Source organism: Nocardia abscessus NBRC 100374, assembly GCF_000308455.1.
GTDB classification, from domain to species: Bacteria; Actinomycetota; Actinomycetes; order Mycobacteriales; family Mycobacteriaceae; genus Nocardia; species Nocardia abscessus.
The window spans coordinates 17904-31986 of the sequence record NZ_BAFP01000260.1 but is presented as its reverse complement, the minus strand read 5'-3'; the positions used below and the strand labels follow the sequence as shown (position 1 = coordinate 31986).

Annotated in this window: 12 protein-coding genes; 4 read left to right on the top strand and 8 right to left on the bottom strand. The window is 67.6% G+C overall.

Translation table 11 applies throughout. The features are described 5' to 3' along the window. Together ON19_RS42430 and ON19_RS42425 are read right to left on the bottom strand one after the other, a co-directional pair. Positions 1–893 (bottom strand): M12 family metallopeptidase (locus tag ON19_RS42430; protein WP_157229945.1); only part of this gene is annotated, 893 nt, incomplete at its 3' end. Between the two features lie 563 nt (positions 894–1456). Next, complete coding sequence (locus tag ON19_RS42425) at positions 1457–1621, bottom strand: hypothetical protein (protein WP_157229944.1); 165 nt, start codon at positions 1619–1621, stop codon at positions 1457–1459. A gap of 141 nt (positions 1622–1762) precedes the next feature. On the opposite strand from ON19_RS42425, the gene ON19_RS32390 reads away from it, so the two are divergent. After that, positions 1763–2950: a helix-turn-helix domain-containing protein gene (locus ON19_RS32390; RefSeq protein ID WP_043701520.1), complete on the top strand. Its 1188-nt coding sequence runs from the start codon at positions 1763–1765 to the stop codon at positions 2948–2950. Between the two features lie 68 nt (positions 2951–3018). On the opposite strand, the gene ON19_RS32385 is transcribed toward ON19_RS32390, so the two are convergent. After that, a complete protein-coding gene (locus tag ON19_RS32385) occupies positions 3019–3954 on the bottom strand; it encodes a helix-turn-helix domain-containing protein (protein ID WP_043701518.1) in 936 nt (311 codons plus the stop codon). Positions 3955–4181: 227 nt separating this feature from the next. Between ON19_RS32385 and ON19_RS32380 the strand changes: the two genes are divergently transcribed. Beyond that, entirely contained in the window at positions 4182–4406 is a 225-nt protein-coding gene (locus ON19_RS32380) for a hypothetical protein (RefSeq protein WP_372478619.1), read from the top strand. Positions 4407–4829: 423 nt separating this feature from the next. Here the strand turns inward: ON19_RS32380 and ON19_RS32375 are convergent, their stop codons facing one another. The 5 genes from ON19_RS32375 to ON19_RS32355 form a co-directional block, all read right to left on the bottom strand. Beyond that, positions 4830–6545, bottom strand: a complete 1716-nt coding sequence (locus ON19_RS32375) for an ABC transporter ATP-binding protein (protein WP_043701512.1) — start codon at positions 6543–6545, stop codon at positions 4830–4832. Continuing rightward, positions 6542–8449 (bottom strand): ABC transporter ATP-binding protein, encoded by a 1908-nt coding sequence (locus ON19_RS32370; protein WP_083899792.1) that lies wholly within the window; start codon positions 8447–8449, stop codon positions 6542–6544. Before ON19_RS32370 ends, ON19_RS32375 begins: the two co-directional genes overlap by 4 nt. A 31-nt stretch (positions 8450–8480) precedes the next feature. Next, complete coding sequence (locus ON19_RS32365; protein WP_043701510.1) at positions 8481–9410, bottom strand: alpha/beta hydrolase; 930 nt, start codon at positions 9408–9410, stop codon at positions 8481–8483. A 198-nt stretch (positions 9411–9608) separates the two neighbouring features. After that, a complete protein-coding gene (locus tag ON19_RS32360; RefSeq protein WP_043701508.1) occupies positions 9609–10286 on the bottom strand; it encodes a response regulator transcription factor in 678 nt (225 codons plus the stop codon). Further along, positions 10283–11503, bottom strand: a complete 1221-nt coding sequence (locus tag ON19_RS32355; RefSeq protein WP_051169529.1) for a sensor histidine kinase — start codon at positions 11501–11503, stop codon at positions 10283–10285. Before ON19_RS32355 ends, ON19_RS32360 begins: the two co-directional genes overlap by 4 nt. Positions 11504–11667: 164 nt before the next feature. Here ON19_RS32355 and ON19_RS32350 point away from each other — a divergent pair, with 164 nt between their 5' ends. Together ON19_RS32350 and ON19_RS32345 are read left to right on the top strand one after the other, a co-directional pair. Next, positions 11668–12084 carry a DUF6220 domain-containing protein gene (locus tag ON19_RS32350; protein WP_043701506.1) on the top strand — a complete coding sequence of 139 codons (417 nt, stop codon included), beginning with the start codon at positions 11668–11670 and terminating at the stop codon, positions 12082–12084. Next, complete coding sequence (locus tag ON19_RS32345) at positions 12081–14045, top strand: multicopper oxidase family protein (RefSeq protein ID WP_043701504.1); 1965 nt, start codon at positions 12081–12083, stop codon at positions 14043–14045. The genes ON19_RS32350 and ON19_RS32345 overlap by 4 nt, the downstream gene beginning before the upstream one ends. Positions 14046–14083 lie beyond the last annotated feature (38 nt).

The following is a 14083-nucleotide window of genomic DNA, read 5'->3' as shown; positions in this document are numbered from 1 at the left end:
AAGACGTCTGTTTTGCCGTTGCCGGTGAAGTCGCCGAAGGCTAGGTCTTCGATGCGGAACCTGGAGACGTTGATTTCCTTCCACTTCCCTGTTCCACTTTCCGAGACGTACCATGCCGGCGGTTTGGGATAGATTGATGAAGCGAATTCTGCGTCCTGATCATTGATGTCGGTGCCGCCTTCGACGGCAATACCATCTCGCATAATGGATGCCGGTAGCCAGTAGCACATGATGGAATGTGGATCTGCCTGCTCAGTTGCGATGAGCGCCGAGTTCTCCAGCGGGGTCAACACTTGTGAGATCACCATTTGCTCTGACCAACCAAAGCGCGTGGCAAAGAATTGGATAGCTTTGTCTCTGTCGATGCGATTTACAATCTGCGAGCGCTTATGCTCGTGCGGAAACCCCAGCGTGTGCCCCGTCTCGTGCCGCACAACGCGGAAGAACTCGGAATCCGGGAAACTCATCGTGAAGCCCTCGAGGTTCATCGTTGGCTTCCCTGCTTCGATCTGAAGGATATCAGTCCCGAGAAATGACCAGAATCCGCCTTCTCGGCCCTCGGCGCGAGCGATACGCACTTGTCCGTCGACCGCTGTCTCCCGAAAGTTCACATTTGCCCAGGTCCCCCAGCTATTCATGTGCGAGAGGATTCGAGACCGCAGGTCGGCGGCAGGATTATCGAGGAACTGTACAGTTAGCCGTACCCCATTGCTGCCCCAGTACTTACCGGTCAGGGCGGCAAGATGACCCGGGTCCATGACCGCATCAGGGACCGCAAGTTCGAGCATCTGTAAGGCCGGCGCGTTGGCCGGGTTGATCTCGCTAGCTCGTTCTGCGGCGACGGGCCAAACCTCCTCCGGGAGGAGCTTGATTGAGCAGCTGTTGTTGTTCATTTAATTCTCCGTTCTTGCAGTGATTCTTCTTGTCAACTGAGTCAGCAGCCCCGTCTGGGGTTGCTAGCATGAAACTGACATTTTCTAGAATCACTTGTAGATGCGCTCTTGGCGCGAGTAGTGGCTACCCGCATTAGATGATCATGACTTTATGATGGGATGCAGGTACCCGGCCGGAGTCGCTGATCGGCGGCCTAGTGCGCGAGAGGGTAGATCACTCGATAGCGGGCCCTAACGCCACCAAAACACCGCTACCAGACGCAGGTCACCCACCATTGGTATCCCATGGCCGCCGTCGGCGGGTGCTCATCTTCAGCAAGTGGCCGGTCAGTCGGCCCCGGTACGCCGGTTGTTGTCACGTTACGTAACCGGCTAGTGACCCTCTCGCCCTTCCTTAGCTTCGCCCTCCGCATCGCGCTCTTGGAGGTACCGCTCTGCAGAAAGCCTGCGCGGACACGCCGGGGTGCAGGTCGCGTGGAGCTTCAACAGGCCCTGCGCGTGCTGCTCGTCGGCGGGCCGATTGCTGTCCTCGCAGTAATCCTGGACCCATGAACGCCGGGTCGTCATCGCTGCTCGTCCTCCAACCGCGCGAAGATCTCACGCGCCGGTACCGACGCGTCCGGATCGTCGCCCAGTTCGAGTAGCCAGGGAAGAACCCAGAACACAAGGATGAGCAGTCCGCCGACAGCGGCGATGACGATCAGAACGGTTGCGAGCTCTACGGTCATTCGGAGACCCTTCGGCGCGTTGTGGTGGTTGGCTGGCACCCGGCGTCGGGGATTCGGGAGTCAACCCGAGGCCGGGGCCTGCAACTACTTTGTCCGGGGTGAACCAATGCGAAGCGGCACATCGTGTGTCACCGTGGAGGCATGGACGACGGCGGGATCGGGGAACGCACCGCCAGGGCGCGCAAACTCGCTCGGCTTACACAGCTACAGCTCGCGCAGAAGGCGAACGTGTCGGTGTCGCTGCTGCGCAAGGTCGAGCGAGGCGCCCGTCCCGCCTCTCCCGCGTTCATCGCGGCCGTGGCCGGTGCCCTCGGTGTGAACATCGAGGACCTGACCGGGCAGCCTTACACCCCGGCGCGCGCCGATGCCGGGGCTCACGCCACCATCCGCGAGCTGCGCCGAAAGATTCTGGCGTTCAACGACGAACCGCTGAGCTCGCCGACCACCTTGGAAGAGCTGACCGCGGCACTGCATCGGGTTCAGGAGAGCAGGCGCCGGGGCCGGTACGGCGACCACACCGCCGAACTGCCGGATGTGATCCACGGTTTGCACGTGCTCGCGAGCGACGAACCTCCCGGGCATCGGCTGGAGACTATCTATTCGACGCTCGCCTACGCCTATAACAGTGCGTCGTCGATCGCCTATCGGTACGGCTACCTCGATCTCGCCGGGTTGGCCGCAGAGCGCTGCGTGTGGGCCGCTGAACGCAGTGGTGACCCGGCGTGGCCGATCGCGGCGGAATACCATCGCGCGCTCATTCTGCTGTACTCCGGCGCGTACGCCGGTGGGCTGCGGGTCGTTGAACGTGCGCACGCCGCCAGCGAGAAGCTGCCCACAACACCAGAAGTCCTCGCGGTACGGGGCGCGTTGCACCTGCGGGGGGCGGTACTGTCGGCCCGCGCGCTCGACGCCGACACCGCCGACGCGCATCTGAGGGAAGCACGTCGGATCGGACAGGTGATCAGCTCCGCCCGGTATCAGGAGTACGGGACCGGGTTCCATCTGCCGAACGTCGCAATCCACTCCGTCGCGGTGCCGGTCGAGTTGTCCGATGGCGCGACCGCCGTCGCACGCGCTGAGCAGATTCGGTTACCGGCATCGGTATCGCCCTCCCGCGCAGGGCATCACTGGATCGACGTGTCTCGCGCGTGGTTGCTCCACGGGGACAAACAGCGTGCCCTCACCAGTCTCGACCAGGCGCGCCGGCTCGCGCCGGGGCTGACGCGCAACCATCCCCAAGTCCACGAGACCGTGCGCGTGCTCGCCCACGCCCGTCGTGGAACCGACGACCTGGCCCGATTCGCGAAGTGGGCCAACGTCAAGATTTGAGCTGTCCGGCGCCCGGGACGTGCTCGGCCAACCGTTCAATCGCCGGAAATCACCGCTGCGCTAGCAGGTCAGGCGTCGCCGGTCAGGTCCGGATCGACCCGGCGCAGTGCCGATGCCAGCCACTCCGTCCGCCGGTGTTCGGGCGGCATGGTCTCCAGCCCTTGTGTCGCCTCGAGCACGGCCTCGGACCGGCGCCCGAGCAGCGCCAGAACACCGCCGCGTTGCACGGCCCCGAACCCGGGAGTCCACCAGTACATCGCCTCGGGCGGGTCGACACCGTCCGCCGCTTCCGTCGCCGCGTCGGCGGCGGCCAGGGCGCGTTGCGCCTCGCCCGTCTCTCCCCGGGCGGCCAGTAGCTCGGCCCGCCGCATCCGCGCATAGGCAACGAGCACGGGATGCGCGCCGCGCACGCCCAGTGCGGCGTCCGACAAGGCGACGACCTCGTCGTAATCGCCTGTCGCGCTCCAGGTGACGTAACCGGAGAATCCGAGGCTGTGTACGAGCCGGTCCGGGTCACGGGACTTTGTCGCCAGGGCTACCGCCGTGGCCAAGCTGCGTCGGGCGGCGGTGTCGGCCCCGGCGGCGTGCTCCAGCCAACCTCGGTACTGCGTGACCTCGGACGCGAGCGCCGCCGCATCGGTTCGTGCCGCGCGCGTCTCACGGGAGAAGGTTTCGACCATGGCGGACATGCCGCGCACCGCCGGGAGTACCGCCAGCGCTCCCGCCGTGTCCTCGATCCGGCGGATAGCCGAAAGCATCACGGCCACGTCGGACAGGATGCCGGGGTCTGCGCTAGCGGGTGATCTCGCTGCGGCGGTTAACCTTCCCAAGTCCGTCGTCCCCAGCACCCGCTCATAGGCGGCTGTCACTCCCGCAGGCACGGGACGTTGACCGGTCTCGATCAGCCCCAGATAGGTCTTGCTGTAGAAGGTCCGCTCGGCCATCCCGCGCAGCGATATCCCCGCCGCCTCCCGGGCGGCGCGCAACAGCACCCCAGGTTCCACGACTCCAGCCTAACGGGGCTGTAGACGCCTGTGGACGGCGAAATTGTCTGCGCGGGCGGGGTGTCCGCATAGCTTCGATTTCAGCCCCGCCGCTGGGCAGACGTTGTTCCTCAGCGGCGGGAGCTTGCCAACGACAGGGGACGGAAGGCATAAGGGGAATGGACGCGCTCGGTTGGATAGACCCGTTGTCACCGACACCGGAATGGGACTCAGCCCAGGTGCGCCGCTTGGCGCGGCGGTTAGGGTATGCGCTGCGCTGGGCCGACGCGGGTTCGGTGCTGGGTCTGGCCGAACAGGTCGAGTCCTCCGGGGCCGACGTGGTGTTGCTCCCGTCGTCGGCGCACCTGGACGCGGTGACTCTCGATCGGGTGATGGCGGTCGCCGATGTCGAATGCGCCGCGCCGCGAGCGTCATTCGGCCGCTGGCCCGCTTTCGGCGGGGTGCGCCGGTGAGTGTGGCTCAGATCGGGCTCGTATTCGTGATCGGCCTGCCTCTCGCTGTGGTCGTCGCGATGATCGTCTGGCCCTCCGACTACGATGAGTGAAACCTCACGGCGGCAGCGTTCGCCGGTAGCTACGTTGCCGGACTTCTCTGACGCATATGTGCATGAGACGACTGCGCTCAGGGCCGGGGCCGGCATCGGCCAGCTCGATCGCCACGAACACCCACGGATGCTCGGCCCGCCGAGGCCCCGCGAGCGACCGGGGCCGATGACGATGGCCGGTGGCATCGGGACCGCTGCCGCGATCCGGCTGTCCGTCCCCTGCTTTCGGTAGCGGGGAAGGATCGGTTCGGCTACTGCCCACAGAATTTTGGCGAAAGATCCGGTGCGCGGGCTCCGACGACGTGGGGACGTTCGGTCATGGGGCGATAACTCATTCACTCGCTACCGGTACCCGGGACACTTTCCAAAAGTCGGCGTAATGCCCGCCATGGCGCAACAGCTCCTCGTGACTGCCCTGCTCCACGACCCGGCCGCCGTCCAGGAAGACGATCCGGTCGGCGCGTTGGACGGTCCGAAGCCGGTGCGCCACCATCACCACCGTCCGTCCCGCCATCAGGCGCTCGATGCCCTCGTGGACGGCTGCCTCGTTTGTCGGGTCCAGTGCGGAGGTCACCTCGTCCAGCAGCACGATGGGCGCGTCCTTCAGCAGCGCTCGGGCGATCGAGACACGCTGACGCTCGCCACCGGACAGGAGTGCGCCGCCTTCGCCGACATTTGTTGCCCATCCGTCGGGCAGTCGCTCGATGACGTCGTCCAACCGCGCCGCGGTCGCTGCGGCTCGTACTTCGGCGTCGGTGGCGCCGGGACGGCCGAGGCGTACGTTCTCCTCGATGGTGCCGTCGAAGAGGTAGACGTCCTGGAAGACGATGGCGTACTGCGCCATCAGCGCCTCGGTGCCGATCGCGCGGACGTCCACACCGCCCACGCGCACCGCACCCTCGTCCACGTCATAGAACCGAGCGAGCAATTGCAGCAAAGTGCTCTTACCGGCCCCCGACGGCCCGACAACGGCGAGGCGCTGGCCCTCCGGTACGTACAGCGACACGTTGTCGATCACCGTGCGGCCGCCATGCCGGAAGGTGACGGACTCGAACTCCAGATCGTGGCCTACCGGCTGGATCGGCTCGAGAGCTTCCGGCAGTGGCTCGGTGCGCAACACCGCGTCGAGTCCGGCCAGTCCCACCCGCGCGCCGCGCATTTGGCCACCGATTTCCGACAGCGACAGCAGCGGATCAGCGCATCGCGCAGCCAGCACCAGGATCGCCAAAACCTCTGCTACACCGATGTTCCCGCCGAGCGCGAGGTAGGCGCCCAACGCGAGCAACGCGGTGAACACGGCCTGCACGGTGAGCGTCAGGCCGACTATGCCGGGCAGCGCCGACAGCATGGAGCGGCGACCCGCGCGCTCGAGTCCCGACAGCGCGTCGTCGAGCAGCCGGAAGCGTTCGGCGGTTCGGCCGCCGGCGCGCAGTACGGGCTGGGCCTGGAGGTATTCGATGACTCTTCCCGTGGCCTCCTTGGTGCGTTCGGTGCGCTCCGCGTCGGCGGCGGCCATCGAACGTCCTGACCAGGTCTGGATCGCCGCCACGACCGGTACGGCGGCCAGCGCGGCCAATCCCATCTTCCAGTCGAAGGCGAGCATCACGAGCAGGATCGTCAGCGGAGTCGCCACGGCGGAGATCAGAGGCGCCAGGAGATGCGCGATCACGCTCATCGCTTGCAGCACACCCTCGCTGGCGAGGACCGACACCTCCCCGACGCGACCGGCGGTGAACCAACCGAGGGGCAGTCGAGCCAGGCGATCGCCGAAACGATGATAGACACCGCGCAACAGCGTGGTCCCGACGCGGAAACCGGACAGATCGCTGCGATAGCGCAGCGCCGCGTAGCCGGCGACCGCCGCCCCGAACGCGATCAGCCAGGGCCGGGCGTCCGTGGGCGTGCTTCCGAACAGTGCCCGCAGCACCGGAACCAGCAGTGCGTAGGACAAACCTTCGGCTATCGCGGTTGCCGTCATCAGGGCCACAGTGCGGCGCACGGGCTTGGCGTATTCGTCTCCGAGCACGCGCAATAGCATTCGAATCATCGGGGTTCGTCTCCTTGCAGTGTTCGATCGGCGACGTTCGCGGGACCGTGCGCGGTGACGATCCGCCTCCATGGCCCGAGCTCACGTCGCAGCACGCCACCCAGGGTTTCGGTCCCCTCGGTGAACGCGACTCGGTGGGATTGCCAGAATTCGGCGAACTTGCCGTTGCGCGCCAGCAATTCGGCGGGCTTGCCGCGTTCGACGATCGACCCGTTCTCCAGCAGCGCGACGGTGTCGGCGTCGGCGATCGTCTCCAGGCGATGGGCGATGACCAGGATCGTCCGATCGCCCGCCAGCGTCGCCAGTGCCCGGCGCACCGCCTGTTCGGTGTGCGGGTCGGCGAAAGCGGTCGCCTCGTCGAGCACGAGAACGGGAGTGTCGGCCAGCAGTGCGCGCGCGAGTGAGATTCGTTGCGATTCACCGCCGGACAGTTGAACGCCCGCACCGAGCACCGTGTCGTAGCCGTCGGGCAGCTCGAGGATCCGATCGTGGATGTTCGCCAGCCGGGCGGCGCGCACCACGGCGTCGCGGTCGGCATGGGGTACCGCCAGGGCGATGTTGTCCGCGACCGACGCGCGCAGCAGGCGGACGTCCTGGAAGACGAACGAGACCATCCGGTAGTGCTCACGCCCGGCGAGTTCGCGTAGATCGACTCCGCCCAGGGTCACCGAACCGTGGGTCGGGTCGAAGAACCGTGGCAGCAGCTGCACCAGCGTGGATTTGCCGCTTCCCGAGGGGCCGACGATCGCGGTGACCGTGCCCGGTTCGAGCACCAGGTCGATCCCGCGCAGTACTTCCCGACCGGCGTCGTACCCGAATCGCACGTCACGCAGTTCCACCCGGTGCCCCTGTGGCGCGACCGGGCGCGTGGGCTCCGGCAGCGAGGGCACGGCGAGCACGTCGCGGACGCGCTCGACGGCCCGGCGGGCGGCCTGGAGATCGTCGAATCCGTGGCCGAGTGCCGCGATCGGAGCGGTCAGGCCGAGTCCCAGCAGCAGGAACGGCAGCAGGTCGGCCGGGGGGAGCGAACCGTCGGTGATCAGAACCGTGCCACCGATCAGGACGACCAGCAGCACGAACGGCGGCGACAGCACCACCTGCATCCCCGCCGCGATCCCGGCGAGACCGTGCACCATGCGCAGAAACGAATCCGCGAAATCGTCTGCGGCCGTGCGGAATCTCCGGTGGGCGCGCTCGCCGGAGCCGAACGCCTTGACCACCGAGATGCCCTGCACGAACTCGACGGCCGCACTCGCGATCCGGCTCATCCCCGCGTCGAACTCCTTCTGCTCGCGCAGCCGGGTCGGGGTCATCATCAGGGGCACCAGCGCCACTGCCAGCACCACCGGAACGAGCGTGATCAGCGTGAGCCGCCAGTCGATCGTGAACAGGTAGACCAGCGACACCAGCGGCACCACGAACGCGGCGACGAGATCGCCGGGAGTGTGGGCGATGAGCGGATGCACGGCGCTCACGTCTTTACCCACGATCTTCGCCAGCTCGCCGGAGCCGCGCCGGGCGAACCACCCGATCGGCACACGCCCCAGCCGCGCGGCCAGTTGCCGACGAAACGACAGCTGCACCTGGCTGTCGAGCAGGTGCCCGATTCCGGACGACGCGGCCGTGAACAGCAGCCGGACGAACAAGCCGACCGCACCCGCGATCACGACCATCCAGACATGACCGTGATCGATCGGCCCGGGTGACAACAGAGTCCGACCCAGTTCGACAACTGCGAGCAACGGTGCCAGACCGGCGACAGCGCCGATGATCTGCAGGACGACAACGGCGGCGAAGCCGCCCAGATGGGGGCGCAGCAATCCTGCAACGCTCGGTTCCGCCGAGTCATCTGCTGAGGGCGGTGCGGACCGCTCCCTCGCCTCGGCAACGTTGATGGTGGTCATCGTTCTCCCGTCTTCGGCGAATGCGTTGCGGCTAAGCGGTTTCCGAGCCGGTGGTGGTATCCCCGGCCAGGGCGCGGCGCAGGACCGCGGCGAGTTCGGCGGTCTGGCGCTGGGACACCTGGGCGGACAGGATCGCCTGCGATCCGTGGAACGTGCCGGGCCACTGGTGCAGCTCGACCGGCACGCCCGCCCGCAGCAGGCGCAGTGCGTAGTCGATGTCTTCGTCGCGGTTCGGACAGAACTCCGCGGTGGCGATGTAGGCAGGTGGCAGGCCGGACAGGTCGGTGGCCCGCGCCGGTGCGGCGTACGGCGTGGCGGGCGTGGAAGCCAGGTAATGCCCCCACATCTGGGCGACTTTGGCGCGAGTCACGAAGGGTGTGTCGGTGAAATTCCGCGCTGACCACGACTGCTGCCGGTCGTCGAGGACCGGTTGGTTGAGAAGTTGGAAGCGGATCGGCGGCCCCTGCTGGTCCCGTGCCCGCAATGTCACCGCGGCCGCGAGTCCCGCGCCGGCGCTGTGGCCTCCGATCGCGATCCGCGCCGGGTCGATGCCCAGCTCGGCCGCGTGCTCGGCCGTCCAGGTCAGCACCGTGTAGATGTCGTCATGCGCGGCGGGGAACGGGTGCTCGGGGGCCAACCGGTAGCCCACCGAGATCACTGTGGCGCCGGAGCCGTTGGCGAGCAGCGCGCCCCACGGATGTTCGGTGTCCAGATCACCCATGACGAATCCGCCGCCGTGCAGCCACAAAATAGCCCCCTGCGCCCGGTGCGGCCGATAGATCCGGATCGGCACATCGGAATCACCTGGCACCGTGCGATTTTCGATCTCCAGGTCCGCGGTGTCCGGTACGGCGACCGCGGCGGCCAGCGCGGCGAGGTTGTCGCGGGCGGTGACCGGGTCGCTCAGGTCGGCCGGGGGGAACAACGGGACGAATGCTTCGAGTTCGGGATCGATGATCATGCCGACGATGGTCGCGTCCGCCGGGCACGCTCCGCTTCCGGCGACAGGAGGCGCTGTCTACGCGAATTCGCGTACGAAGATCGCGGTCAGCTGCGTCGGTCGTCGTAGCGGTCGGTGGGCGAGCGGACACCGGGCGTACCGAAATATGCACAGCTGCAATGACGTCGGCGCCGTCAGGGTCGAACGAACTGCCGACAGCTACGGGGTGAAATCACTCAGTCCGGTCTGGTAGGCGATCACGACCAGCTGCGCTCGATCGCGCGCACCCAGTTTCACCATCGCGCGGCTGACATGGGTACGTGCCGTGGCGGGGCTGAGAAACAACGCGGCGCCGATCTCGTCATTGCTCATGCCCTGACCCACCAGTGCCAGCACTTCGCGCTCACGGTCGGTCAGCACCGCGAGCCGGTCCTCGGCGGACTTGGCGGCCCTGCGCTGCGCGGTGAACTGGCTGATGAGGCGGCGGGTGACCCGAGGTGCGAGCAGCGCGTCACCGGCGGCGACCACCCGGATGGCATGCAACAGTTCGGCGGGGCCCGCGTCCTTGAGCAAGAACCCGCTCGCGCCCGCCTGCAGGGCATCGAAGACGTTCTCGTCGGTGTCGTAGGTCGTGAGGATCAGCACCTTGACCCGTTCCAACCCGTTGGCCTCGGCGATCTGGGCGGTGGCGCGGATTCCGTCCAGCCGTGGCATGCGGATGTCCATGAGGACGACGTCGGGGCGGCCTGCGCGGGCGAGTTCGACGGCTTCCGCGCCGTTGGTGGCCTCACCGACCACCGTGATGTCGTCTTCCAGGTCGAGCAGAACCTTGAAGCCGGAACGGACCAGACGTTCGTCGTCGGCGAGCAGCACCTTGATCGGTGGTGTGGCGTTCACAGGCGCGATCCGACCGGGGCGAGGGGTAGCCGGGCGGTGACCTCGAACCCGCCGTCGGGACGCGACGTCGCGTCGAGTTCACCGCCGAGCAGCTGGCAGCGTTCCCGCATTCCGACGATGCCGCGGCCGGTCGTGGTTGAGCTGCCGGTGCGGGGCGGAACGTGCGCGGTGTCGCGGCGGCCCGCATCGATCACCCGTATCCGCAAGGCGTCGATGCCGGGTTCGAGCGCCACCGTCACCCGCGTGGGGCCGACGTGGCGGATCACGTTGGTGATCGATTCCTGCACGATGCGGTACGCCGCGCTGCCCACCGCGCTCGGTAGCGGTGTCACCGGGGCGGTCTGCTCGAAAGCGATGTCGAGCCCGGCATCGCGGGCCTTGCCGACGAGTTCATCGATCTGACCCAGACCGGGATAGGGTTCGCGCTCGTCGCCATCGCGCAGTACACCGAGAATGGCACGCATCTCGTGCAGGGCCCGCGAACTGGTCTGTTCGATGGTGCGCAATGCTTCGCGGGCCTGTTCCGGTCGCTTGTCGAGCACGTGCGCGGTGACACCGGCCTGCACATTGATGATGGCGATGGCGTGGGCGACGGTGTCGTGGACTTCGCGGGCGATCCGCAGCCGTTCGGCGTCGACTCGCGCCCTGGCTTCTTCGTCGCGGGACCGCTCCGCCAGCTCTGCCCGTTCTTGCGCATCGGCGGCGATGACCCGGCGGGATCGGACGGACTCGCCCAGCGTCGTGCTGATCACGGACGCGCCGATCCGGAAGAACACCCATCCGATGGCCACGATCGGCTCGACATCCGCCGCGGCGATCAGCCAGCCGACGGCGAGCACCGTGATGCCCCCACCGGCGATCATCAGCGAGCGGCGCCCGTCGCCGTAGGCGGCGAGGGTGTACAGGGCGACGAACAGCGCCAGATACGAAAGCCGGTCCGGGAAGTCGAAACCGAAATAGATCAGGCTGGCCAGCGCCGTGACCACGAACACCGGGACCGGCCACCGGCGGCGCGCGGCGACGGCCACGCCACTGACGAACAGCAGGGCGTATCCGACGCCCGAGACCGGCGTCGAGACCGGCTCGAGCGGCACCGGGATCGCGGCGCTCAGAACCTGGATCACGGTGACGAACAGCGCCAGCGCGATATCCGAGACCCAGACGGGCCGAGGCGAGGACCGGGCAGACAGCTGTCGCGACACCGCCCGCAGAACCATGCCGTGAGAGTACGGCATCCGCTTGTGCTCGCACTGCGCCTCGTGTGCGCGATCGGCTACGACGACCGGCGCAGCCGATCGCGATGTTCCTACGCGTATTCGCGTAGACGGCGACTCCCGTCGCCGGAAGCCGAACGTGCTCGGCCGCCACGACGATCGACGGCATGAAAAGAGCCTTCACCGGCCTGGCGGCCCTGCTGCTGCTCGCCGTCATCGCCCAGTTCTATCTGGCCGCCAGCGGTGCGTACGACACCGCGCCCGTCGAGGAATCCTTCCAGCCGCATCGCACGCTCGGATACGTGATCCTCGTCTTCGCGCTCGTGCTCACGATCGCCGCCGCCATCGCCCGGATGCCGCGACGGCTCGTCGGGCTGGCCGGTCTGGTCACCGGGTTGGTGATCGGTCAGTCGGTGATCCGGGAAGTCGCCAGATCGATCGGTGACGGTGCGAGCGGCGGGAATCTGGTCTTCGGCGTGCACGCGATCAACGGGCTGGTCATCATCGGCGTGATCGGGATGATCGTGCGGCAGTCGCGGAAGATAGCGCGGCAATCGGCCGAACCCGTGCGAACGGCGTCATGACGACAGCCACCTGGATCATCGTGGACCATGCCCTCGCGCTGCTGAGTGTCGTCGCGTGGTTCGCGGCAGGCGTCACCATGTCGCTGCGGCGCGCCGGGCTCGCGCTGGCTCTCCTGGTCGTGGCACTGCTGGTGACGTCGGTGAGGGCGGTGTCGGTCACCGCGCTGGCCGGTCGGGGGTGGTGGTTCGTCCAAGAGAAGGTGCTCTTCGGGCTGCCGTCGCTCGTGGTGGCCGCGTCGGCCGCCACGGTGATCGCTGGGCCCCGGCTGCTCGCGCAGGCCAGGGCCACCGGGCGGCCGCGAACCCTCGATGCGGTGGGCGTCGTCGCGCTGCTCACCGCGGCTTATGCCGCGTTGGCGGGTTTCGCGGTGAGCTTCCTCATCGGATATCCCCTCAGCTTCGGCATCGTGCTGATCACGATCGCCCTGGTGGCGGCGGGCGTCATGCTGACTGTGCGAGTGCTCGGGTCACCGAGCGTGGACGGTGTCGACGAACCGGATATCGATGACCGGCCCGACGTTTCGCGCCGCCGCTTTCTCGGCGTCGCCGGTGCTGTGGTCGTGGTCGGTGCGGCCGGTACCGGCGTCGGCCTGTCGGTGCGGCCCGCCGCGTCGGTGACCGACGGAGGCGGTCCCGGTCCGGCGTCGCACGCGGCCGTACCGGTGACCGACCTGCGGGGCGCCGAGACACCGGCACCGGGCGGTGTCCGGCGCGAACACGTATTGGTCGCCCGGAAAGCCACCGTGCGCTCGGAGTCCGGACGCGACATCGACGCTTGGACCTTCGACGGCACGGTGCCGGGCCCGCAGATCACGGCCACCCAAGGGGACCTCATCGAGGTCAAGCTGATCAACCACGATTTAAGCGACGGAGTGACCCTGCACTGGCACGGCTACGACGTGCCGTGCAGGGAGGACGGTGCCGCGGGCCTCACCCAGGACGCCGTGGCACCCGGCGGCGAATTCGTCTACCGGTTCCGCGCCGACCAAGTGGGAACCTACTGGTACCACACCCATCACGCGTCGCACATCGGCGTACGCCGGGGGCTTTTCGGTGCCCTCGTCGTGAAACCTCGCGCGGAAGACACCGAACAACTGGATCTGACTCTGCTCGTGCACACGTTCGACGGCACCGCCACCATCGCGGGCGGTGCCGAACGAATCGCACCGCCGGGCACCTCGGTACGGCTGCGGCTGATCAACACCGACTCCGATCCGCACATGTTCGCGCTGGCGGGCGCCTCGTTCCGGGTGGTGGCCGTCGACGGCCGCGACCTGGAGCAGCCGGGGGAGGTCAGCCGGACCGCACTGCGGCTGCCCGCAGGCGGGCGCCACGACCTCGTGTTCGTCATGCCCACCACGTCCGTGGCACTGGCGGTGGACGATCGTGCCGCCACAGTGTGGTTGCGGCCCCGGGCCGGCGCTCCGGACGGCGAGCCGTCCACCCAGGACATCGCCGGATGGCCCGAACTCGACCTGCTGAGGTACGGAACTCCGGTTCCCGTCGCGTTGCGCACCGCTGCCGTCGACCGGCACTTCACCCTGGTTCTCGACCGTGGGGCGGCCATGGTCGACGGTGCACCGGCGTACGCGCACACCGTCAACGGCCGTGGCCACCCCTCGATCCCCGATCAGCTCGTCGCCGAAGGCGACATCGTCCGATTCACCGTGGTCAACCGGAGCCGCGAGACGCATCCCTGGCATCTGCACGGCCATCCGGTGCTGATCCTGTCCAGAGACGGCACGCCGTCGTCGGGCAGCCCACTGTGGGTCGACACCTTCGACGTTCGCCCGGGCCAGGTATGGGAGGTCGCGTTTCGCGCCTCGAATCCCGGCATCTGGATGAACCACTGCCACAACCTGCCACACGCGCACCAGGGGATGATGCTGCGTCTGCGCTACGACGGTTTCACCACCCCATTCAGCGGTATGCACACCGTCGGATCGAGCCACCACCGCTGACGACCGCGCAATTCCGGCGCGCGGACGAACTCTTCCGC

Coding starts and splice junctions, on each gene's coding strand:
- ON19_RS32365 (WP_043701510.1), bottom strand. CDS start 9,410: ATGATCATCGATCCCGAACTCGAAGCATTCGTCCCGTTGTTCCCCCCG.
- ON19_RS32345 (WP_043701504.1), top strand. CDS start 12,081: ATGACGACAGCCACCTGGATCATCGTGGACCATGCCCTCGCGCTGCTG.
- ON19_RS32390 (WP_043701520.1), top strand. CDS start 1,763: ATGGACGACGGCGGGATCGGGGAACGCACCGCCAGGGCGCGCAAACTC.
- ON19_RS32355 (WP_051169529.1), bottom strand. CDS start 11,503: ATGGTTCTGCGGGCGGTGTCGCGACAGCTGTCTGCCCGGTCCTCGCCT.
- ON19_RS32375 (WP_043701512.1), bottom strand. CDS start 6,545: ATGATTCGAATGCTATTGCGCGTGCTCGGAGACGAATACGCCAAGCCC.
- ON19_RS32370 (WP_083899792.1), bottom strand. CDS start 8,449: ATGACCACCATCAACGTTGCCGAGGCGAGGGAGCGGTCCGCACCGCCC.
- ON19_RS42425 (WP_157229944.1), bottom strand. CDS start 1,621: ATGACCGTAGAGCTCGCAACCGTTCTGATCGTCATCGCCGCTGTCGGC.
- ON19_RS32350 (WP_043701506.1), top strand. CDS start 11,668: ATGAAAAGAGCCTTCACCGGCCTGGCGGCCCTGCTGCTGCTCGCCGTC.